Origin of the sequence: Bradyrhizobium sp. RDM12, from assembly GCF_051917485.1 — a bacterium.
In the GTDB taxonomy this organism is placed as follows: Bacteria; Pseudomonadota; Alphaproteobacteria; order Rhizobiales; family Xanthobacteraceae; genus Bradyrhizobium.
The window spans coordinates 2,582,483-2,604,388 of record NZ_CM133064.1; the positions used below are offsets into that span (position 1 = coordinate 2,582,483).

The window sequence follows — 21,906 nt, forward strand, 5'->3', positions numbered from 1 at the left end:
CGTCATGAGCATCACCCGCAGCATCCGCACGCCCATCATGCACCGCGCCGTCGAAGCCAACGGCTTCGTCTTCGGCCTCGATCTTCGTGACCGATCTCTCCAGGAAAAAGGAAATGGATGCCGCCTGGACCGAGTTCTTCGGCGACAATCTGCCGGCCCGCGCCACCGTCGGCGTCGCCGATCTCGGCGGCGGCGCGCTGATCGAGGTGGTGGTCACCGCCCTCAAAGGCTGAAGTGCTCGCCGGCGGATCGGACCGATACGGCTTGATCTCGCTCGTCGACGGGTTTAGTTAAGCCAGCTCCCAACAAGGATATTCCCAGCCATGGATTTGACCCCGACCGCAACGCCTTTCCGCATTGCTCACGGGGAATTACATGCCTGCTTCGATCATCCTGTCGCGCCTGTCGCTATCCGCGCCTGACGGCCGCTCGCTTCTCTCCAACATCGATCTGACCTTCGGCGCCGAACGCGCCGGTCTTGTCGGCCGCAATGGCATCGGCAAGACAACTCTGCTGGCCGCGATCACGGGCGAGCACGTTCCGCAGTCGGGGCGTGTGATCGCCAGCGGAACCGTTGGACTGCTACGCCAGGACGCCCAGCTCCGCGCGGGCGCGACGGTCGTTGACCTCTTCGGCGCACGCGATGCCCTGGATCTGCTGCGCAAAGCGGAACGTGGCGAAGCATCGGCCGAGGATGTCGCCGAAATCGACTGGACTCTGGCGACGCGGCTCGCATCCGCCCTTGCTCGGGTGGGGTTCGATGTCGCACCCGACCTGGAATTGGACCGCTTGTCAGGCGGGCAGGTGACGCGCGTTCGTCTCGCGGCGCTGCTCTTCACCGGGCCGGACTTCCTGCTGCTGGACGAGCCCACCAACAATCTCGATCGGGACGGGCGCCGTGCCGTGATAGATCTCCTGTCCGCCTGGCGCGGCGGCGCGATCGTCGTCAGCCATGACCGCGCCCTGCTCGAGACGATGGACGCGATCGTCGAGCTGACATCGCTCGGAGCGACGCGCTATGGCGGCAATTGGAGCAGCTATCGCGCGCAGAAGTCCGTCGAACTCGCGGCCGTCAGGCACGACCTCGCGCATGCCGAGAAGCACCTGTCCGAGATCGACGGCAAGGCGCAGGAGGCGGCCGAGCGGAAAGCGCGCAAGGACAGAGACGGCAGGAAGAAGCGCGCCAAGGGCGATATGCCGCGTATTCTCGCCGGTGCACGTCGGGATCGCAGCGAGGACAGCGGCGGCAAGACTGCGCAGGTCACTGAGCGGCGGCGCGCCGAAGCGCTCGATGCGGTGGACACCGCGCGCCGGCGCATCGAGGTTCTTCAACCGCTGTCGGTAAAACTGCCTTCGACGCAGCTGCCGGCGGGGAGGGAGGTCGTTTGGCTCGATCACGTCAGTATCTTCTATCAGCCGGAGCAGCCGATCCTGCGCAATCTATCGCTCACCATCACAGGGCCGGAGCGCGTCGCGATTATTGGGCCGAACGGCTCCGGCAAGACCACACTATTGAAGCTCGTTGCTGGCGAGATGCGCCCCGTCTCGGGCACCGTGCGGGTCAGGCCTGACTTCGCGCTGTTCGACCAGAAGGTCAGCCTGCTCGATCCCGCGATCTCGATTCTGGACAATTTCGCGCGCCTCAATCCAAGAGCCGGCGCGAATGAGTGCCACGCCGCGCTGGCGCGCTTCATGTTTCGCGCCGATGCGGCCCTGCAGATCGTCGGCAGCCTGAGCGGCGGGCAGCTGTTTCGCGCGGGGCTTGCCTGCGTGCTGGGTGGATCGACCCCGCCGTCGCTGCTGATCCTGGACGAGCCGACCAATCATCTGGACCTCGAGGCCGTCGAAGCCGGCTTGAGGGCCTATGACGGCGCGCTGCTCGTCGTCAGCCATGACGAGGCGTTCCTGCAGGCCATCGGGGTCACGCGCCGGCTCGATCTCCTCGCCGGCCCCGATGGTGGCTGGATCAATGGACGGGTGCTGCGCGCCAATGGCGGGATCATCTGATCCCGCCCGATCGTCCGGATATATTCTTAAAAACCCGACGCTCCGCCCCCCAGCGCGTCGGGTGGAACGAATGAGTATCAATCGGTGATCCCAACGCCGTTGTTGTGACTCGCACCGCACCAATTGACCACTCCGGGAAACTACCGCGTCGGAACCAGGCTGCGCCTGCCTGTGCGCCGTGGCGTCTACGCGCTGCCACCAGGCTCCAGCGCTTCGCCCATCTCCAGCGGATGCGCCATGGCCTCGTGCAGCGCGTCGCGATCGAGCTCGCCCTCGGAGATGCTGATGACGACGCAGGCCACACCGTTGCCTATGAGGTTGGTCAGTGCGCGGCACTCACTCATGAACTTGTCGATGCCGACCAGGATCGCGATCGACTGGATCGGAATGTCGGGCACGATCGAGAGGGTCGCGGCGAGCGTGATGAACCCGGCGCCGGTCACGCCGGATGCGCCCTTCGAGGTGATCATGGCGATGCCCAGAATGCCGAGCTCCTGCCAGATGGTCAGATGGGTGTTGGTCGCCTGCGCCAGGAACAGCGTCGCCAGCGTCATGTAGATGTTGGTGCCGTCGAGGTTGAAGCTGTAGCCGGTCGGGATCACGAGGCCGACCACCGAGCGCGAGGCGCCGAGATGCTCCATCTTCTGGATCATCTGCGGCAGCACGGTCTCGGACGACGAGGTGCCGAGCACGATCAGCAGCTCGTCCTTGATGTAGGCGATGAAGCGCAGGATCGAGAAGCCGGCGAGCCTGGCGATCGAGCCCAGCACGATCAGCACGAACAGGATGCTGGTGAGATAGAACGTGCCGATCAGGGCGGCGAGGTTGAGCAGCGAGCCGAGGCCGTAGGCGCCGACGGTGAACGCCATCGCGCCGAACGCGCCGATCGGCGCCACGCGCACGATGATGCGGATGATGCCGAAGAACATCTTTGCGGCCTTGTCGATCGCCTCCGCGATCGGCTCGCCGGTCTTGCCGAGGAAGGCGATGGCGAAGCCGGAGAGGATCGAGACCAGCAGCACCTGCAACAGGTCGCCGCGCGCGATCGCGCCCACATAGCTGTCCGGGATGATCGCCATCAGATGGGCGACGATACCCTCTTCGTGCGCCTTAGTGACATAGGTCGCCACAGATTTCGGATCGATGGTGGCGGGATCGATATTGAAGCCGTGCCCGGGCTGGGAGATCTCGCCGACCAGGAGGCCGATGGCGAGCGCCACGGTCGAGACGGCCTCGAAGTAGATCAGCGACTTCAGTCCGACCCGGCCGACGCGCTTGAGGTCGCCCATCGAGGAGATGCCGTGCACCACGGTGCAGAAGATCACCGGCGCGATCATCATCTTGATCAGCGCGATAAAGCCGTCGCCGAGCGGCTTCAGGGCCTTGCCGAGGTCCGGGTAGAAGTAGCCGATCAGCACGCCGAGCGCGATCGCGATCAGCACCTGGACGTAGAGGACCTTGTACCAGGGCTGGTGCCGGCGGTGGACAGCTGGCTGGATCGCGACTTCTGTCATATGATTTGCCCCGGAACGCATTGATCTTGCATCATTTACATCATGTGATGTTCGCCGCATAAGCAACAATCACATTTTTGTCGGATCGCACGAAGGTCAATCGCTGCACCGCAATGGGGGGGACATGTCGCACGCAACGGGCTCGGACGAGCAGGCGCATAGCTATTTTCCGCGTTGGAAGTTGAAGAGCTCGGGCGTGATCATGCCGGAGGAGCGGCTGTCATGGGGACAGACCGTTGTTTCCGGTCTCCAGCATTGCGTTGCGATGTCGGGGTCGACGATCATCGCGCCGCTGCTGATGGGGTTCGATCCCAACGTTGCGGTGCTGTTCTCCGGCGTCGGCACGCTGATCTTCTTCGTCATCGTCGCGGGCCGGGTGCCGAGCTATCTCGGCTCGAGCTTCGCGTTCATCGCCGTCGTCATCGCCGCCACCGGCTATGCCGGGCATGGCCCGAACCCGAACCTGTCGGTTGCGCTCGGCGGCATCGTCGCGGCCGGTGTGCTGTACGGCGCCATCGCACTGGTCGTGATGTGGTCGGGGATCGGTTGGGTCGAGCGCTTGATGCCGCCGGCCGTGACCGGTGCCGTGGTTGCCGCGATCGGCCTCAACCTCGCACCCGTAGCGGTCAAGGCGGTGAGCGCCAACGCTTTCGACACCTGGATCGGACTCGCGACCGTTCTGATCATCGGCGTGGTCGCCGTGGCGGCTCCCGGCCTGTGGCGCCGCCTGCCGATCATCCTCGGCGCGATTGGCGGATATGTGTTGTACCTGCTGTTCGCGAACGGCCTCGGCTTCGGCAAGCCGATCGACTTCACGCAACTCGCGGCCGCGCCGTGGTTCGGCCTGCCGAACTTCACGACGCCGACCTTCCACGCTGATGCGATTGTTCTGATCGCGCCGGTTGCAATCATTCTCGTTGCCGGAATCTCGGTCACATCAAGGCCGTCGGCGCCATGACCGGCCGGAGCCTCGATGGCTATCTCGGCCGCGCGCTGTTCGCCGACAGCCTCGCGACGATCGTGGCCGCCTGCGGCGGCGGCACCGGGGTGACCACCTACGCCGAGAACATCGGCGTCATGGCGGCGACGAAGGTCTATTCGACTCTGCTGTTCGCCTTCGCCGCGACCGTGTCGCTGCTGCTCGGCTTCTCGCCGAAATTCGGCGCGCTGATCCTCTCAATCCCCGGTCCGGTCATTGGCGGACTTTCGATCGTGCTGTTCGGTTTGATCGCGGCGATGGCGGGCCGGATCTGGGTCGAGAACAAGGTCGATTTCGCGAACCCTGCGAACCTGATCACCGTCGCCGTGGCGCTGACCGCCGGCGCGGGCGACCTCACGCTGAAATTCGGCGCGTTCACCATCGGCGGAATCGGGACCGCCACTTTCGGCGCAATCATTCTCTACCAGATCCTGACCTCTCCGATCGCGCGCCGCGCGGAATGAATCCCAGGGATGCCCTGATGGATGGAACAAAACACCGGTTTCATCCATGATGAAGGGTCCCGGAGAAACCTCATGCCCCAGACCGATCTCTCAACCAACTTTCCCTCACGCCTCGGCAGCCGATATGCGCTGGTGACCGGTGCCTCCCAAGGCATCGGGCGCGCCGTCGCTGTCCGGCTCGCCCAGGAGGGGGCGACCGTTGCCATCAATTATGTCGATCATCCCGAGAAGGCGGAGGAGACGCTTGCGCTCGCAAGGACAGGATCGAATGATCGCGGCCATGGCAAGCTCGACCATGTCATCGTCAAGGCCGACGTCAGCAACGACCAGGAGGTGGCTGCGATGTTCGAGACGATCCTGACGCGCTGGAAGCGCCTCGACTGTCTCGTCAACAATGCCGGCTTCCAGCGCAGATCGCCGAGCGAGGCGCTCGACATCGAAACCTATCGCCGCATCATCGACGTCAATCTCAACGGATCCGTGCTCTGCGCGCAGAAGGCGCTGGCGCATTTCGTCGCGCGCGGCGGTGGCGGCAGCATCATCAACTGCTCCAGCGTCCACCAGATCATTCCGAAGCCGGGCTATCTCGCCTATTCGATCAGCAAGGGCGGCCTGGCCAATCTGACCCGCACGCTGGCGCTTGAATTTGCCGGCCGCGGCATTCGCGTCAATGCGGTCGGCCCCGGCGCGATCGATACGCCGATCAACGCAGCCTGGACCGGCGACGCCGAAAAGCGAGCCAATGTCGCAAGCCATATCCCGCTCGGCCGCGTCGGCACACCGGAAGAGATCGCCGCCGTCTTCGCCTTCCTCGCTTCGGATGACGCGAGCTACATCACCGGTCAGACCATCTACGCCTGCGGCGGTCTCACGCTATTTCCGGAGTTTCGCGAGAATTGGGCGAGCTAGAAGCGCGGATTCACGGACGAAACCATGAACTTGTCACTCCGGTGCCGACCTCTTCAAAAATCTCCTGCGATCAGGTTGTAAGAGCCCCGGCTGCCGCGGACATACTTCCTGGCCGCGGTGGCACATATCAAGTCGCGGTTGGAATCGAAAGCGTTCAGAAATCCCGATTCGCTGGATAGTGTGTTCGGTTGAATTCGCTTCAACGCGCCTTCGTCTATGAAGAACGAGGCCTCGATGGCGCTGTCGTGTCCCCAGAACCGCACGGCATGCTGCGTCCGGTCATATGAGCGGCTGTGATTTGGGAAGTCGATCATGATACAGGCCGATCAAGATGCAGGATCCGACGCCGGGGCGGAAGGAACGTCGGCAGAACGACGCGATTGCCATTCTCTCAAGTGAGGACCTGGCGCTGGGGTTACAACGCGGTTCGATGCCGATCGTTACAATAGTTTTTGCCGGGCCTCGCAATTCGGGGGAAGGTGACCTATATAGACCGGATCACCGCTCGCCCGTCGGCTGTTATCGGTGACTGAGAGCATTGCGCTCCCGCCGTAACCAACAGGCGGTCAATATGTCGGATTCTCCCGGATTCAGCCTTCGTGAGTGGCTCGTACCTCCAGTCTTGCTGCCGATCTTCTTCCTATTGCTGGTCGCTGCTTCGATGCTCATACAATGGTAGCCGCTCTCGGCGTGCCTTTGTCATCGGCTCAATCAAGCAAGTCGTCAGAAGTGATCCCGGCCTCGTTGACTTGCGAGTTGAGCACCAGGGCCATCGACGCCCTCAATCGTGCCCGCGAGATGCCGTCAGGAGACAAGCGCACGGCGGCAATGCGGAGCGCCGCGGTCCTTGGAAACGCAGCCGAGATCCTTGCGTATTTCTCGGTAACGAAGGGCGCAAGCAAAATGACCGTGCCACCAGAATCTCCCCATCGTGACGGAACTCTCTCCTGCAGTTAGGTCGGGCAGCAACACACGTGATATAGGCGCCAATGCTCGAGATCGATCTCCGTACGAGCCAGCGTCTCGGCGGCACAGAATCGTACGAGGATGCTCTGGCGGCAGAGAATGTCAGCCTGCGGCTTCTTCTGACCCAAGCCGAGATCAACACTAGGGATCTGCTTGCCAGGGCGGGCATCGACGCCAAAGAGCGAGAGACATCCGACAGGCTTCAGAAACTGATGCTTGAGGAGCTGCATCATCGCGTCAAGAACACGCTTGCAACGGTTTCGGCCATCGTCTCGCAGAGCCTACGCAACGTGCAAGGCGTAGACCACGCGCAGCAGGCTATCGAGGGCCGGTTACTGGCGCTCGGCCGGGCACACGATCTCCTCTTGCAGACGAAATGGTCCAACGCCGATCTCCGCCCGGTCGTCCGCAGCGCGACCGAAGCTTTCGACGACCGCAATGAATCGAAGTTCTTGATCTCGGGACCTGATGTCCGGATCAATTCGGGCGCCGTCATCGCCGTCGCGATGACGCTCAACGAGCTTTGCACGAACACCACGAAATATGGCGCGCTTTCCGTCCCGCAGGGGCGTGTCGATATCGTCTGGACGATTGCCCCGCAGACGCAACGCTTTCATCTGACCTGGACCGAGAAGGATGGTCCGTTGATCCGGCCACCTCAAAAGCGCAGCTTCGGAACGAGACTGATTGAAACCCTTGGTCGTCAACTTCAGGGCAACGTGGAATTGACCTATGCGGAGAGGGGCTTCGCATACGCGTTCGACGTTCCACTGATGTCTCTGAGTGTCCCGGCGCCAGCCGGCATGTAGCGCGCGAGGACACACGCCGACGCTCAACGAAAGGAGCCCGTATGTTTAAATTTCTGCAGTATCGTGCAAAAGCTGCCGCGTACGGCGAACTGGCCAGGAATTCGCCCGGCAAGGACGACACCCGTAAATTTGAGAAACTGCAGGACAGCCTCGTGTCGCGCGCGGACAACGAGCAGGTCCTCGCGGATCAATGCGTGGATGCAGTCAATGCCGGGGAGACGGAGCGATCGTGCGGTGCAGCCCTCGCGGCGGAGGAGGAGCGCGTTTTGCGGTGTCTCGGAGCGGCCGTCATCATGCAATGGAATTCTCTGCCGACGACGCTTCAACGGGAGATATTCGACACTGCCGGGTCGGTTGGAACATTGTTGGAGACAGCGGTGCTCCGCGGGCAACTCGCCCGGTTTCTTCACAAGCACAAGCATGATGTCGGTCCCCACAACGTCTGACGGAAGTCTCGCGATGCAATCCAGCAACAGTGGGACAATGGCGCGTTTTCGGTGTGTCGTTGTCGGTCGGCCAATCCGCGCCGCTGGCGCCCACCGCGCCCGAAGCGCCCGCGGGCAAGGCCGTCATCTCGCAGAAGCAGGCTGCGCCGCGGAGGCCGGCCGGGCCTTCGAAACAGCCGGCAGCGTCCGCAACGCAATGATGGGCGGATCGTTGCCCGGAGCGCGGGTGATCTGGCAAAACCTGATGGCGCGGACTACATCTGCGCCATGGCAGATCATCCGCTTGAGGACTTCATCGGCCGGCACGAAAAACTGTTCGTGCTGACGGGCGCCGGCTGCAGCACCAATTCCGGTATCCCCGACTATCGCGACAGCCACGGCAATTGGAAGCGGGCCCAGCCGGTCAACTTTCACGCTTTCATGTCCGAACAACCTACGCGCCAGCGCTATTGGGCGCGCAGCCTTATCGGCTGGCGGCGGTTCGGCCAGGCGCGCCCGAACGATGCGCATCATGCGCTCGCCCGGCTCGAGGCGAGCGGGCGTTGCGAGATGCTGCTGACCCAGAATGTCGACCGGCTGCATCAATCCGCCGGTCACCGGGAGGTGATCGATTTGCACGGACGGCTCGACCTGGTCCGTTGCATGGGCTGCGGCCGCAAGACGCCGCGCAACGAATTCCAGGATGCGCTTGGCCGCGCCAATGCTGAATGGCTGACGCTCGATGCGGCGGACGCGCCTGACGGCGACGCCGACCTGGAGCATGCGGATTTCTCGTCGTTCAAGGTGCCTGCTTGCGAAGCCTGCGGCGGCATCCTCAAGCCCGACGTGGTGTTTTTCGGCGAGAACGTCCCGCGCGACGTGGTCGCTACCGCGCAGGACCATCTGTCGCAGGCCGACGCGATGCTGATCGTCGGCTCGTCGTTGATGGTCTATTCCGGCTTCCGCTTCGTAAAGGCTGCCGCAGATCGGCAGATTCCGATCGCCGCGGTCAATCTCGGACGCACCCGTGCCGACGATCTCCTGACGCTCAAGGTCGAGGAGCGCTGCGAGGCGGCGCTCGCATTCCTGCTCTGATCAGGCGGACTTCGCGAGCACGCCCCTATCGCATAGGTGCCACGCGGAGGATGCGGATGGCTTCACCATTTGCACCGTCGCTGGTATGAAAATTGCTGCGGTTTCGATCTCAGTTTGACGATCAGCACGGAGTTTTCAGGAATGCTTGAGGGAGCCGAGGTGCGGCTTGCCGTCGATATCGGTGGCACGTTCACGGATATCGTGCTGGACGTGGGTGAGGTGCGCAAGACGCGCAAGGTGCTGACGACTCCGCAGCGGCCCGAGCAGGCGGTGCTGGACGGCATGCGGCTTATCCTTACCGATGCGCGCGCGCATATCAGCGACATCGACGTGTTTATCCACGGCACGACGCTCGCGACCAACGCCATCATCGAGCGGCGCGGCGCCAAGACCGCGCTGATCGCGACCGAGGGCTTTCGCGACGTGCTCGATATCGGCACCGAGAGCCGTTACGATCAGTACGACCTCAGCATCGACAAGCCGAAGCCGCTGGCGCCGCGCAGCCTGCGCTTCACCGTGCCCGAGCGCATCGATGCGCACGGCGCGGTTCGCCTCCCGCTGGATGAAGCAGCCGTGCAGGCGCTCGCGCCGAAATTGCGTGCGCTGAAGGTCGAGAGCGTCGCGATCGCCTTCCTGCATTCCTATGCCAATCCCGAGCACGAGCGCCGCACGGCAGCGATCATCAGTGAGGAGATGCCCGGCATCTCCGTGACGCTGTCCTCCGCGGTGTGCCCCGAGATCCGCGAATATGAGCGTACGTCGACAGCGGTCGCCAACGCCTATGTGCAGCCGCTGATCGACGGCTATCTCGCGCGCATGTCCGATGCCTTGCAGGTCGAGCAGTATCGCGGCGCGATCTATCTCGTCACCTCCGGCGGTGGCGTCACCTCGATCGAGACGGCGCGGCGCTTTCCCGTGCGTCTGGTCGAATCCGGCCCCGCGGGCGGCGCCATCTTCGCGGCGCAGATTGCGGCGCGTCTTGGCGAGAGCAAGGTGCTCTCTTTCGACATGGGCGGCACCACCGCCAAGATCTGCCTGATCGAGAAATACCAGCCCGAGACCTCGCGCGTGTTCGAGGTCGATCGTGCCGCGCGCTTCCTGAAAGGCTCGGGCCTGCCGGTCCGCATCCCCGTGATCGAGATGGTCGAGATCGGCGCCGGCGGCGGCTCAATCGCCCATCTCGACGCCATGAAGCGCGTCACGGTCGGTCCCGAGAGCGCATCGTCGGAGCCGGGGCCTGCCTGCTACGGCCGCGGTGGCCAGCGCCCGGCCGTGACCGATGCCGACCTTGCGCTCGGCATGATCGATCCTGACGCCTTTGCGGGCGGCACGATCAAGCTCGACCCGGAGCTCTCGAAACAGGCGCTGTTGCGTGAGGTCGGCGAGCCGCTGGGCCTGTCGGCGGAAACCGCGGCCTATGCCGTGCACGAGGTCGTCTGCGAGAACATGGCGAGCGCTGCGCGCGTGCACGCGGTCGAACGCGGCGAGATCGTCGGCCAGCACACTCTGATCGCCTTCGGCGGTGCCGCGCCGCTCCATGCCGCGCGCGTCGCCGAGAAGATCGGCGTTTCCAGGGTGATCGTCCCCTCGAATGCTGGCGTCGGTTCGGCGGTCGGATTCCTTGCGGCTCCCATCGCCTATGAACTCGTGCGCAGCCGCCACGTCCGGCTCGACGATTTCGACACGGGTGCAGTGTCCGACCTGCTTCAGGACATGGTCACCGAAGCGCGTGCGCTGGTCGAGCCGGGTGCTGCCGGCGCGCCGGTGCGGGAACGCCGCGCTGCGTTCATGCGCTATGTCGGCCAGGGCCACGAGATCACCGTCGAGCTGCCGAACCGGCCGCTGACCTCGGCCGATCTCGCCGGCCTGCGCCAAAAATTCGAAGCGGATTATTCCGCAATGTTCGAGCGTTCGATCCCGGGCGCGGCGATCGAGGTGCTGAGCTGGTCGGTGCTTGCGACCACCGAAGCGCGCAATCCGCCGACGGTTGCCGCCGTGACGCGCAAGCCCGCAGGCAAAGCGTCGGGCAGCCGCAAATTCTTCGACGGCCGGGCAGGCGGGGTGATCGAGATCCCGCTCTATCGCCGCGAGGACATGGCGCCGGGCGCGACGATTGCGGGTCCTGCCGTGATCGCGGAAGACGAAACGTCCACCTTCGTCTCGAACAGCTTCGACGCGCATATCGACGGTGCCGGCAGCATCGTCATGGAACGAAAGGCGGCCTGATCATGAGCAAGGCAAAAGGCGCGAGCCTGATCGACCTTCAGATCATGTGGCACCGGCTGATCGCCGTGGTCGAGGAGCAGGCGCAGGTGCTGCTCCGCACCGCCTTCAGCCCGATCGTACGCGAATGCGGCGACCTGTCGGCCGGCGTGTTCGACCTCAGGGGGCGGATGCTGGCGCAGGCGGTGACCGGCACGCCCGGCCACGTCAACTCGATGGCGGAATCGGTCAAGCACTTCATCAACCATTTTCCGCTGGAGACGATGAAGCAAGGCGACGCCTTCATCACCAACGATCCCTGGATGGGTACCGGCCACCTCAACGACTTCGTCGTCACCACGCCCTGCTTCAAGGACGGCAAGGTCGTCGCGCTGTTTTCCTGCACCAGCCACCTGATGGACATCGGCGGCATCGGCTTCGGCCCCGACGCCACCGACGTGTTCATGGAGGGGCTCTACATCCCGATGCTGAAGCTGATCGAGCAGGGCGTCATCAACGAGACGCTGATGGCGATGATCCGCACCAACACGCGACTGCCGATCGATACCGAGGGCGACACCTATTCGCTCGCCGGCTGCAACGATGTCGGCTGCGAGCGCCTGGTCGAGATGATGACCGAATTCGAGATCGACACCCTCGATGAGCTCGGCGACTACATCTGCGATCGCTCGCGCGAGGCGGTGCTGGCCGAGATCGCGAAATTGCCGAAAGGAAGCTGGCGCAACAGCATGGTGGTCGACGGCTATGACGCGCCGGTCACGCTGGCCGCGACGCTGACGATCTCGGACGACGGCATCCATGTCGATTTCGACGGCACCTCGGCCGCCTCGAAGTTCGGCATCAACGTGCCGCTCTCCTACACCACGGCCTATACCGTGTTCGGCCTCGGCTGCGTCGTCGCCTCGCAGATCCCGAACAATGCCGGCTCGCTCTCGGCGTTGACGGTCTCCGCGCCTGCTGGCGCCATCCTCAATGCGCCGAAGCCGGCGCCCGTGGCGTCGCGTCACATCGTCGGCCAGATGCTGCCCGACGTGGTGTTCGGCTGTCTGCGCCAGATCATTCCCGAGCGGGTGCCGGCCGAAGGCACTTCGTGCTTGTGGAATCTCAACGTGCGCGGACAGACCCGCAGCGGTGCTGGCGGCAATTACGGGTTCTCGATGGCGGTGACGTCCAACGGCGGCACCGGCGCGCGTTTCGGCAAGGATGGCTTGTCCGCGACCGCGTACCCCAGCGGCGTGCGCGGCACACCGGTCGAGATCGCCGAAACCCAGACGCCGTTGATCTTCTGGCGCAAGGAGCTGCGTCCCGACTCTGGCGGGGCGGGACGCACCCGCGGCGGCCTCGGCCAGATCATCGAGGTCGGCACCGGCATCGATGCGCCCTTCGACATCCTCGCGGCATTCGATCGCATCGACCATCCGCCACGCGGACGCGATGGCGGCCAGAACGGCGAGGCTGGTTGTGTTGGCCTGAAGTCCGGCCAAAAGATGCGTGGCAAGGGCTTTCAGACCATTCCGGCAGATGACCGGCTCGTGGTGATGACCCCGGGCGGTGGCGGCATCGGTACGCCCAGCGAGCGCGATCGCGCGGCCGTCAAGGACGATGTCGAGAGCGGGCTTGTGTCGTCAGACAGTGCGGCTGCGATGTACGGCTACACGCGGTGAGCCAACGAGAAAGCGTCGTCCCGGCTGTGACAGCCGGGACGACGCCTCGATGAACCGACGTTACGCCGCCGCCTTTTTCCGCGCCTGCTCGGCCTTGTACAGCTCGAACTCCTCCGCGATCGCTTTCACAATCGACGGCCGTTGCCGCAGGCGCTCGTAATAGGCCTTCACGTTCGGCCATTTCGAAAGCTCGATCGGCGGCGTCGCCATGGTCCAGTTGATGACCGTGACGAGATAGGCATCGGCAACGCTGAAATGGTCGAGCAGGAACTCGCGCCCCTTCAGGTAGTTGTCGAGATAGTCGAGCCGCGACAGGTTCTTCTCGAGTACGTAGGCCTTGACCTCCCGCGATGCCTTGCGGTCGAGCACGGGCACGAACAGGCCCTTGTGCAGCTCGGTGCCGATGAAGCAGAGCCATTGATGCAGCCGGGTGCGATCGATGCCCGCTGCGGCGCCGAGGCCGGACTGCGGAAAACGATCGGCGATATATTGCAGGATCGCGGCGTTCTCGGTCAGCACCACGCCTTCGTCGGTGCGCAGCGTCGGCACCAGGCCGATCGGATTGACGGTACGAAAGTCGGAGCCGTCCTTCAGCACCGTCTTGGTCGGGGGATCGACTTCGAGATAATTCGCCTCGGCGCCGGCTTCATAGAGCGCGACGCGCGTCGCCATGGAGCAGGCGAGCGGCGAGAAATAAACATCCATCGTGGGCCTCCTTGGGCAAATTCTCTTTGTGAGTGTCGCTCAACCTGGCCAGATTGATTTTTGTACTATCTTGCATAATATGTGGCGGGTCAAGGATTAATTTGCGACATGGTACAAAAATCAAAGCCACCGGCTGCGGCCACTGAACCCGGGCGCCGCGTCGAGCCTAAGCGTCGCGGACGGCCGCGCGCCTATGAGCCCGACGTCGCCCTCGGCAGGGCGCTCGATCTGTTTCGCAAGCAAGGTTTTGCCGCGACCTCACTCGATGATCTCAGCGAGGCCACCGGCATGAACCGGCCGAGCCTTTACGGCGCCTTCGGCGACAAGCGCGAGCTCTACATCAAGAGCTATCAGCGCTACCGCGAGGACGCGCGCGCCTCGATGGCCGAGATATTTCGAGAGGAGATGCCGGTGCGTCAGCGCTTGAGGGCATCTTCGCATGCGCGCTGAACATCTATCTCTCCGGCGAAACCGGTCCTCGCGGCTGCTTCACGGTGGTGACCGCGGCCTCCGAAGCGGTTGGCGATCCCGAGATCCGCGCGATGGTGGTGGATGGACTGACCGAGCTCGATAAGGCTTTTGCCAATTGCTTCCGGCGAGCCAAGGAGAAAGGCGAGTTGCCGGAGAGCGCCAACCCTGCCGTGCTGGCGCAGATCGCATCGGCGACCGTGCACTCCATTGCTATCCGCTCCCGCGCGCGCGTCTCGCGCAAGGAGCTGGAGGCCATTGTGAATGGCGCGATTGATGTGATGGTGGGAGCCAAGCTTAAGCCTTAGCCGCGTTACGCTGCCCGTATCTGTGCGAGGAAACGATCCACCTCGTCGCGCAGGCGCTGCGACTGCTTTGACAGCTCGATCGCCGAGACCAGTACTTCTTCCGCGGCCGTGCCCGTCGCGGCGATGCCGTCGGTGACGCCGGCGATGTTCTGCGAGACCTCGCCGGTGCGCGCTGCGGCCTGCTGAACGTTCTGCGCGATCTCCTGTGTCGCCGTGCCCTGCTGGCCGACGGCCGCCGCGATCGCGGCGGAGATTTCGTCGACCTGCTGGATCGTCGCGCAGATCGACTGGATGCCATTGACGGCGCCCGCGGTTTCACCCTGAACGGCCGTCACCTGCGCGCCGATCTCTTCGGTCGCCTTCGCGGTCTGGGTCGCGAGCGCCTTGACTTCGGAGGCGACCACCGCAAAGCCGCGACCGGCTTCGCCCGCGCGCGCGGCCTCGATCGTCGCATTCAGCGCCAGTAGATTGGTCTGCCCGGCGATGCCATTGATGAAGGAGACGACGTCGCCGATTTTTTGCGCGGCCTCTGCCAGACTCTGCACCCGTTCGTTGGACTGCCGGCCGTCGCTGGCGGCCTTGCCCACCACTTCGGTGCCATGAGCAAGGCGGCGGCTGATCTCGGTCATCGACGAGGACAATTCCTCCGCTGCGGCCGCCACCGTCTGCACATTTTCCGAGGCGAGCGCCGAGGCCGACGAGACCGCGCGGGTCTGATGGCGCGACTGCTCGACGATATCGGACATCGAGCGCGCGGTGTGCTCCATCTCGACCGCGGCCGAGGACACCGTGGTGACGACGTCGCGGATGCTGGCCTCGAAATTGTCGGCGAGTGCCGCGAAGGCGCGCCGCTTCTCGGCCTCGGACTGGGCCTTGGCCTCGAGCTGATCGGCCTGGAGCTTGCTGAAATTGACGGCGTTGTCACGGAACACCGCGACCGCCTTTACCATCGCGCCGACTTCGTCGTTCGTCTTGCTTTCGGGGACGGCGACGTCGATCCGGCCGTCGGCGAGCTCGCGCATGATGCTGGTGATGGAGAGGATCGGCCGCGAGATGCCGCGGGCAATGAGATAGCCGACGATCGCAGCCAGCACGAGCCCGAGCGCGGCGATGGCGATTGCGAGCATCCAGGCGCGGTCGGCGGAGGCCACGTAATCGGAATTGTCCATCACCAGCTCGACGGCGCCGAGCGGTTTTCCGGAAAAATCCTTGATCGGCCCGAGCAGCGCGGCGATCGGCGTCGTGTCGAGCTTGGCCTGCTTCACGGTGAAGCCGCCGCCGGCGGCGCGACTGTAGTCAGCCGGCTCGAAGAAGCTCTTGCCCTTCAGCGTGCCGCCGAACAGCTTGAGGCCCGCGCCATCGGCGAGATGGAAGGCGATGTCGACATGGCGGTTGAGCTTGAAATCCTCGATGAAGGATTGGCCGAAAGTCAGGCCGAACTCCACCGAGCCGAGATGTTTGCCGGCTTGGGCAATCGGAACCACGCCGCGGATGCCGAGCCCGGCGACGCCGCCTTCGAGGCCGACGACCACTTTGTGCTCCTGATTGGCGTCGACGACGGTCTTGCGGAAAGTCGAGAGGTCGTCGCCGAAGTTCGCCGGCTGGTGCACGCGCAGGAAGGACGTCGCGGGCGGCGTATGGAACTGGAACTGCTCGACGCCGTATTCCGACTTGGTGGCGGCGAACACCGGCCCGAATAGCCGTATCAGCGCCTCGCGATCCTGCCTGGCCATCGCCTCCTGCGTCGCCGGCATCGCGGCCACGACAGCGCTCATGGCGGCGGCGCGATGCGACTCTTCCGCGATCCGCGACAGCAGCGCATCATAATGGCTGCGGAGCTCGCGCTGGTCGGCGCGGTCGATGATGCCCGCGATGATCCACATGGCCCCGAGCACGGCAATCAGCGCGGTGGCCGCCGCCGTCAGCGCCAGCGCAACCGTGATCCGCATCCTGAGGCCGAGGGGAGAGCGCATGCCGGACCCGTTCGTTGAGCATTGATTAACAATGCCTATCAACTTCTCTCTAAGAGAGGGTGAACGGGGAGCATGGAGCGGGGGTATGGATGGGGACGCTATGGAGCCTTAATACCCCCTGCCGCGATCCACGACATTCTCCAGCGCGCCACCCGCCTCGAACCTTGCGATCTGCTCGGCGACATAGGCCGAGATCGCATCCGCGTCGGTGTCGGCGGCGTTGTGCGGGGTCAGCACGACCTTGGGGTGGGTCCAGAACCGGCTGTCCTTCGGCTGCGGCTCCTGCACGAAGACGTCGAGCGAGGCCGCACCCAACGTGCCGTCATCGAGGCAGGCCAGGATATCGGCTTCGTTCTGCAGGCCGCCCCGGCCGGCATTGATCAGCACGGGCGCGCCGAGCGGGCTATTGCGGTTGAGCTTTGTGAAGACGTCGCGGTTGAGGATGCCATTTGTGTCAGGCGTCAGCGGCAACAGCGACACCAGAATGTCGGTCTTGCGCAGGAACGCATCCATTCCGGCCGTGCCGTGGAAACACTCGACCCCCGCGATCGTGCGCGGGCTACGGCTCCAGCCGGCGAGCCGGAAGCCGAGCCGCCGCAGCACGTCGGCCGCGTCGGCACCGAGCGTGCCGAGGCCCATGATGCCGACCGTGACCGCGCTCGCCGGCCACTGATATCTGGGCTCCCAGCGCTTCGCGCGTTGCGAGTCGCGCAGGTAAAGCTCCTGGCGGTGGTGCATCAGCACGTGCAGCACGACATATTCGGTCATGCGATTGGTGAGATCCGGCACGGCGACGCGGACCAGCGGCACGTCAGGCAGGCTCTTGTCCGCCATCAGCGCATCGACACCGGCGCCGAGATTGAAGATCGCCCGCAGATTGGGGAAAGAGCCGAGGTCGCCCGGGACCGGCTTCCACACCGCGGCATAGTGCACCTCGGCGGGATCGAGACCGGTATCCGGCAGCACCACCACGCGGCGGCCGCCGCAGACCGCGTCGAAGCGGACCTTCCAGCGCTCCGGCAGCCAGTTCTGCTGCGTGCTGTTGATCAGGACGGCCAGTATGCCCACGGTCATTCGAAGTGCCTCATAAGGTTCCGCTTTTGAAGGCCCTCCTTGGCACGATCCGACGGATTTTTCTCGCAAATTCTTTCCGCAGCCCTGTCGGGGCGGGGCATAGTGGATCGTCTTCAAAACAAGCGTTCAGGGAAGGTGCTGTCCATGCTTTATGCGATCCTTTGCTATCACGACGAGGACTTCGTCGGCTCCTGGAGCAAGGACCAGGACGAGGCCGTGATGAAGAAGCTCGCCGTGGTGCAGGATAGGCTGAACCAACAGGGCCGGCTCGGGCCGGTGGCCCGGCTGCTGCCGACCACGGCGGCGGCGACGTTGCGCAAGGAAGACCCGCCGCTGGTGCTCGACGGCCCCTATGCCGAGACCAAGGAGCAGCTGCTCGGCTTCTACATCGTCGACTGCAAGAACCTCGACGATGCGCTCGACGTCGCGCGCGATCTTGGTGCGGCCAATCCCGGCGGCGCCTATGAGGTGCGGCCCGTCGGCGTATTCCGGCCCGGAGGAATTTCCGCGTGAGCGAGGCCGACACCGGCTGGATCGAGACCGCGCTGACCTCGGCGCGTCCGCAGGCGGTGGGTGCGCTGCTGCGCTATTTTCGCGATCTCGATACGGCTGAGGAGGCATTTCAGAACGCCTGCCTGCGCGCGCTGAAAACCTGGCCGCAGAACGGGCCGCCGCGCGATCCCGCGGCCTGGCTGATCATGGTCGGCCGCAATGTCGCGATCGACGAGGTGCGCCGCACCCGCAAGCAGCAGCCATTGCCCGAGGACGACCAGGCGATCTCCGATCTCGACGACGCCGAGGGCGCGCTCGCCGAGCGGCTCGACGGCTCGCACTACCGCGACGATATTTTGCGGCTGATGTTCATCTGCTGCCATCCGCAATTGCCGGCGACGCAGCAGATCGCGCTCGCGCTGCGCATCGTCTCCGGCCTAACCGTGAAGCAGATCGCGCGCGCCTTCCTGGTCTCGGATGCGGCGATGGAGCAGCGCATCACCCGCGCCAAGGCGAAAGTCGCGGAAGCCGGAACGCCGTTCGAAACGCCCGGCGCGATCGAGCGCTCCGAGCGGCTCGCCGGCGTCGCAGCGATGATCTATCTGATCTTCAACGAGGGCTATTCGGCAAGCGGCGACACTGCGGAGATCCGCAAGCCGCTGTGCGAGGAAGCGATCCGGCTGGCGCGGTTGTTGCTGCGCTTGTTTCAGGGCGAGCCTGAGATCATGGGCCTGACTGCTCTGATCCTGTTGCAGCACGCGCGCAGCGCCGCGCGCTTCGCTAAAGACGGCACGCTCATTCTCCTCGAGGACCAGGATCGCTCGCTGTGGAACCGCACCATGATCGCGGAGGGCCTCGCGCTGATCGACAAGGCGATGCGCCATCGCCGCAGCGGGCCTTACCAGATCCAGGCCGCGATCGCAGCGCTGCATGCGCGCGCGGCGAAGCCGGATGAGACCGACTGGACCCAGATCGACCTGCTCTACGGTGCGCTCGAAGTGGTGCAGCCCTCGCCGGTGGTGACGCTCAACCGCGCGGTCGCGGTCTCCAAGGTGCGCGGGCCGCAGGCCGCGCTCGACCTGATCGAGCCGCTGGCGCCGAAACTTGCCAACTACTTTCATTTTTACGGCGTGCGCGGGGCCTTCCTGATGCAGCTCGGCCGCAACGACGAAGCCCGTATCGCCTTCGACCGCGCCATCGCGCTGGCCAACACCTCGGCCGAGGCCGCCCACATCCGCATGCACATTGACCGCCTGATCCGGGACAGCCAGCCGAAGGGAGCCAATGGCGGCGCCCGGCAGGGTGCGAAGGCCAAGTAAGGGTCAAGCGACAGCAAATAATTCTTCCCGCCAATTGTCGGTCCCCGCCGTCTCCCTTCGTCTTAATCCCGTATCCAGGAGTCCTTTATGCTGAGAGCCATTGCCATTGTCGCTGTCCTGCTCGCGGCCGGGATCGCGGGCATCCTCGTTTTCGCCCTCACCAAGCCCGACACGTTCCGGGTCGAGCGCTCGCTCGCGCTGAAGGCGCCGGCCGAGGCGATCTATCCGCTCGTCTCCGATTTCCACTTCTGGACCAGCTGGTCGCCCTATGAGGGGCGCGACCCCGCCATGAAGCGCACCTTCGGAGGAACCGCGGCAGGGAAGGGCGCGACCTATGCCTGGGATGGCAACAGCAATGTCGGCGCCGGCCATATGGAGATCCTCGAGGCGAGCACGCCGTCGAAACTCCGCATCAAGCTCGATTTCGAGCGGCCTTTCGAGGGCCACAACACCGCCGAGTTCACCTTTATGCCGCAAGGCGATGCGACACTGGTCACGTGGGCGATGTACGGTCCGGCGCCCTTGATGTCGAAGGTGATGCAGGTCTTCATCAACATGGACACAATGATTGGCAAGGACTTTGAGGCCGGCCTCGCCGGCCTGAAGAAGCTCACCGAGAAGTAACGCCAGCCACCGCCCCAAGATGCAAAGAGACGGAAAGAGGAGAGAAACGATGGTCAGTGCCTATCTGTTCTATCAGGACACCTGTGAAGCGGCGTTCAACTATTACGCCAAGGTACTCGGCGGCAAGATCGACGCCATGATGCGTGTCTCGGATGCGCCGGCGGATATGCCGGGCGCGCCCGGCCGCGAGAAGACGATTATGCATGCGCGGTTGTCGTTGCCCGACGGCAGCGTGCTGATGGCCTCCGACGCGCCGCCCGAGCATGTTCAAAAGCCGCAGGGCTTTTCGATCTCGGTCACTGTCGCGGACCCGGCGGACGGCGAGCGCAAGTTCAACGCGCTTGCCGATGGCGGCATCGTCACCATGCCCTTCGGCAAGACGTTCTGGGCCAAGGGCTTTGGCATGTGCGTCGACAAGTTCGGTATTCCCTGGATGGTGAACTGCCCCGCCGAAGGAATGTAAGCGCACCCCTGCTGGTTCCCTGAGCTGCCGCTTCTTCTCTCGATTTTATCGAGAGAGGAAGCGCGGCTCGTCAGCGGATCGATCCCGTCACGTCCTCTCCGGGCGGCTGCGTCACGCAGTTGCGGCAGATCACGAGCTTCGAGCCGAGCTGCCTGTCGTTCTCGGCCTCGATCTCGTCTTGAACAGCCCACCATGCGTCGGAGTAGGGACGCAGCGTGGCCAGCACCCTCTGCCGCTCCGCATTGGGATCGCTCTCTGGTGCGTGTTTGCCAAGGCTGCGTTTTGTGACAGCAGGACGATTGGGATCCTGACCGAGTCCGTCCCACGCGATCGGACGACGTTCAGCCGCCGGCGCGCTTGCGCATCCCGCGAGCGCTGCGCAAAAACTGAGCAAGACGAGAATGTATCGAGCCATGCCGAACCTGCCGTGTGGTACGCCACGCAAATCCGCGTGGAAAACTTTGCATCGCGACGCTTACCCGGGACTTGAGGGAAAACGACGACACCGGCATGGCCGAAAGGAGATCGTGCGCTCGATTCAGTTTGCGAGAAGAGCGCGAGCGAGTTTGTGACGTGAAGCGAATTGCAGCGCACAACAATTGGCGCAAGATTAGGCTGTGAACTTCGCGCCCGAATCGTTAGCTTTGTTCACAATAACTACAAATTAGGGCGGACGTGACTTGGAAGGGAGCGACCGATGGCGGCGGCGCTACAAATCAACTTTGCTCTGTGGGGAATGCTGATCTGCGCGAGCGTGAAGCTTGCGCCGGTGGTGCAGATCGTTTTCCAGTAGACGCCGGTTTGCGACGGGACATCGGTGTCGTTTGGTCGACTGTATGCCAAGTCAACTTGGCCATGGTGTGACGCGATTCACGCTGCATATCGTGGTCGGCGCATGAGGCCATGCATCGGCACCGCCGCCTGCAACCGCATTGTCATCGACAGCGCGGATAGATCGCAGCGAGGTCGCGCCCCTTCAGCAAAAGCAACCGCGAGGTGAGGCCGCCGTGACGGCTGATCCAGTCGCGCACGGGGCCCGGATAGGCCGCAAGCACGGCTTCGGATGCTTCCGGCTCGGCATAGAAGCGTCCGCGCCGGTCGACTGAACGCGCGGCATGGAAACCGAGCACGGCGCGTTTGGTGACGCAGATGCGATCGCCCGGCACGATGCTGAGCACCAGCGTGCAGGCCGACAGGCAGGGACCGTCGATCACTACGCGATCGCCGGTCTCGCGCACCTTCTCGAACAGATCGAGGAACGGCCCGACCTGTCCGCCGGGACTCTGGATGATACGGATCTCCGCCCTGGCCGGGACGGAAGCGAGCAGCGCGGTTGCGAAGATCCAGGCCTTGACGAAAGCAATGCGTCGCATGAAGTCTCCACCAACTCGGTTCCGGTCGGGTGGGCAAGGCGTGGGGTGCTCA

Annotated in this window: 18 protein-coding genes and 3 pseudogenes; 14 read left to right on the top strand and 7 right to left on the bottom strand. The window is 64.2% G+C overall.

From position 1 onward, the window contains the following. Positions 1-4 precede the first annotated feature (4 nt). Positions 5-233 (top strand): annotated as a pseudogene (locus ACTGJ9_RS12490) (RidA family protein). 142 nt (positions 234-375) lie between these two features. Continuing rightward, positions 376-2,007 (top strand): ATP-binding cassette domain-containing protein, encoded by a 1,632-nt coding sequence (locus ACTGJ9_RS12495; RefSeq protein WP_456677278.1) that lies wholly within the window; start codon positions 376-378, stop codon positions 2,005-2,007. Between the two features lie 185 nt (positions 2,008-2,192). Here the strand turns inward: ACTGJ9_RS12495 and ACTGJ9_RS12500 are convergent, their stop codons facing one another. After that, positions 2,193-3,521: a dicarboxylate/amino acid:cation symporter gene (locus ACTGJ9_RS12500; protein ID WP_456677279.1), complete on the bottom strand. Its 1,329-nt coding sequence runs from the start codon at positions 3,519-3,521 to the stop codon at positions 2,193-2,195. Between the two features lie 124 nt (positions 3,522-3,645). Here ACTGJ9_RS12500 and ACTGJ9_RS12505 point away from each other — a divergent pair. Together ACTGJ9_RS12505 and ACTGJ9_RS12510 are read left to right on the top strand one after the other, a co-directional pair. Then, positions 3,646-4,964, top strand: a pseudogene (locus ACTGJ9_RS12505) (solute carrier family 23 protein). A gap of 72 nt (positions 4,965-5,036) precedes the next feature. Further along, positions 5,037-5,873, top strand: a complete 837-nt coding sequence (locus ACTGJ9_RS12510; RefSeq protein WP_456677280.1) for an SDR family oxidoreductase — start codon at positions 5,037-5,039, stop codon at positions 5,871-5,873. 53 nt (positions 5,874-5,926) lie between these two features. Here ACTGJ9_RS12510 and ACTGJ9_RS12515 read toward each other — a convergent pair whose 3' ends face one another. Next, the gene (locus ACTGJ9_RS12515; RefSeq protein WP_456677281.1) at positions 5,927-6,187 is read right to left on the bottom strand and encodes a DUF1488 domain-containing protein; all 261 of its coding nucleotides are present in this window, start codon (positions 6,185-6,187) and stop codon (positions 5,927-5,929) included. Between the two features lie 675 nt (positions 6,188-6,862). Between ACTGJ9_RS12515 and ACTGJ9_RS12520 the strand changes: the two genes are divergently transcribed. The 5 genes from ACTGJ9_RS12520 to ACTGJ9_RS12540 all read left to right on the top strand — a co-directional run bounded on the left by ACTGJ9_RS12520 (position 6,863) and on the right by ACTGJ9_RS12540 (position 13,055). Next, entirely contained in the window at positions 6,863-7,648 is a 786-nt protein-coding gene (locus ACTGJ9_RS12520) for a sensor histidine kinase (RefSeq protein ID WP_456677282.1), read from the top strand. 41 nt (positions 7,649-7,689) lie between these two features. Then, on the top strand, positions 7,690-8,094 hold the full coding sequence (locus ACTGJ9_RS12525) for a hypothetical protein (protein ID WP_456677283.1): 405 nt from the start codon (positions 7,690-7,692) through the stop codon (positions 8,092-8,094). Positions 8,095-8,361: 267 nt separating this feature from the next. Further along, the gene (locus ACTGJ9_RS12530; protein ID WP_456677284.1) at positions 8,362-9,168 is read left to right on the top strand and encodes an NAD-dependent protein deacetylase; all 807 of its coding nucleotides are present in this window, start codon (positions 8,362-8,364) and stop codon (positions 9,166-9,168) included. Positions 9,169-9,309: 141 nt separating this feature from the next. Further along, positions 9,310-11,394 carry a hydantoinase/oxoprolinase family protein gene (locus ACTGJ9_RS12535; RefSeq protein ID WP_456677285.1) on the top strand — a complete coding sequence of 695 codons (2,085 nt, stop codon included), beginning with the start codon at positions 9,310-9,312 and terminating at the stop codon, positions 11,392-11,394. A 2-nt stretch (positions 11,395-11,396) separates the two neighbouring features. Further along, on the top strand, positions 11,397-13,055 hold the full coding sequence (locus tag ACTGJ9_RS12540) for a hydantoinase B/oxoprolinase family protein (protein ID WP_456677286.1): 1,659 nt from the start codon (positions 11,397-11,399) through the stop codon (positions 13,053-13,055). Positions 13,056-13,115: 60 nt separating this feature from the next. On the opposite strand, the gene ACTGJ9_RS12545 is transcribed toward ACTGJ9_RS12540, so the two are convergent. After that, positions 13,116-13,760, bottom strand: coding sequence for a glutathione binding-like protein (locus tag ACTGJ9_RS12545; RefSeq protein WP_456677287.1), 645 nt, complete (start codon positions 13,758-13,760; stop codon positions 13,116-13,118). Between the two features lie 108 nt (positions 13,761-13,868). Between ACTGJ9_RS12545 and ACTGJ9_RS12550 the strand changes: the two are divergent. After that, positions 13,869-14,536, top strand: a pseudogene (locus tag ACTGJ9_RS12550) (TetR/AcrR family transcriptional regulator). A gap of 5 nt (positions 14,537-14,541) precedes the next feature. On the opposite strand, the gene ACTGJ9_RS12555 reads toward ACTGJ9_RS12550, so the two are convergent. Together ACTGJ9_RS12555 and ACTGJ9_RS12560 are read right to left on the bottom strand one after the other, a co-directional pair. Next, positions 14,542-16,509, bottom strand: a complete 1,968-nt coding sequence (locus tag ACTGJ9_RS12555; RefSeq protein ID WP_456677288.1) for a cache domain-containing protein — start codon at positions 16,507-16,509, stop codon at positions 14,542-14,544. A 108-nt stretch (positions 16,510-16,617) separates the two neighbouring features. After that, positions 16,618-17,583, bottom strand: a complete 966-nt coding sequence (locus ACTGJ9_RS12560) for a 2-hydroxyacid dehydrogenase (protein WP_456677289.1) — start codon at positions 17,581-17,583, stop codon at positions 16,618-16,620. A 144-nt stretch (positions 17,584-17,727) separates the two neighbouring features. Here ACTGJ9_RS12560 and ACTGJ9_RS12565 point away from each other — a divergent pair, with 144 nt between their 5' ends. From ACTGJ9_RS12565 to ACTGJ9_RS12580, 4 genes are all read left to right on the top strand, one after another. Then, a complete protein-coding gene (locus tag ACTGJ9_RS12565) occupies positions 17,728-18,096 on the top strand; it encodes a YciI family protein (protein ID WP_456677290.1) in 369 nt (122 codons plus the stop codon). Then, positions 18,093-19,394 carry an RNA polymerase sigma factor gene (locus ACTGJ9_RS12570; RefSeq protein ID WP_456677291.1) on the top strand — a complete coding sequence of 434 codons (1,302 nt, stop codon included), beginning with the start codon at positions 18,093-18,095 and terminating at the stop codon, positions 19,392-19,394. The genes ACTGJ9_RS12565 and ACTGJ9_RS12570 overlap by 4 nt, the downstream gene beginning before the upstream one ends. 87 nt (positions 19,395-19,481) lie before the next feature. After that, positions 19,482-20,018 (top strand): SRPBCC family protein, encoded by a 537-nt coding sequence (locus tag ACTGJ9_RS12575; RefSeq protein WP_456677292.1) that lies wholly within the window; start codon positions 19,482-19,484, stop codon positions 20,016-20,018. A gap of 49 nt (positions 20,019-20,067) precedes the next feature. Continuing rightward, on the top strand, positions 20,068-20,481 hold the full coding sequence (locus ACTGJ9_RS12580) for a VOC family protein (RefSeq protein WP_456677293.1): 414 nt from the start codon (positions 20,068-20,070) through the stop codon (positions 20,479-20,481). Between the two features lie 70 nt (positions 20,482-20,551). On the opposite strand, the gene ACTGJ9_RS12585 is transcribed toward ACTGJ9_RS12580, so the two are convergent. Further along, positions 20,552-20,896 carry a hypothetical protein gene (locus tag ACTGJ9_RS12585; RefSeq protein WP_456677294.1) on the bottom strand — a complete coding sequence of 115 codons (345 nt, stop codon included), beginning with the start codon at positions 20,894-20,896 and terminating at the stop codon, positions 20,552-20,554. Between the two features lie 520 nt (positions 20,897-21,416). Next, on the bottom strand, positions 21,417-21,854 hold the full coding sequence (locus ACTGJ9_RS12590) for a hypothetical protein (RefSeq protein WP_456677295.1): 438 nt from the start codon (positions 21,852-21,854) through the stop codon (positions 21,417-21,419). Positions 21,855-21,906: the final 52 nt, after the last annotated feature.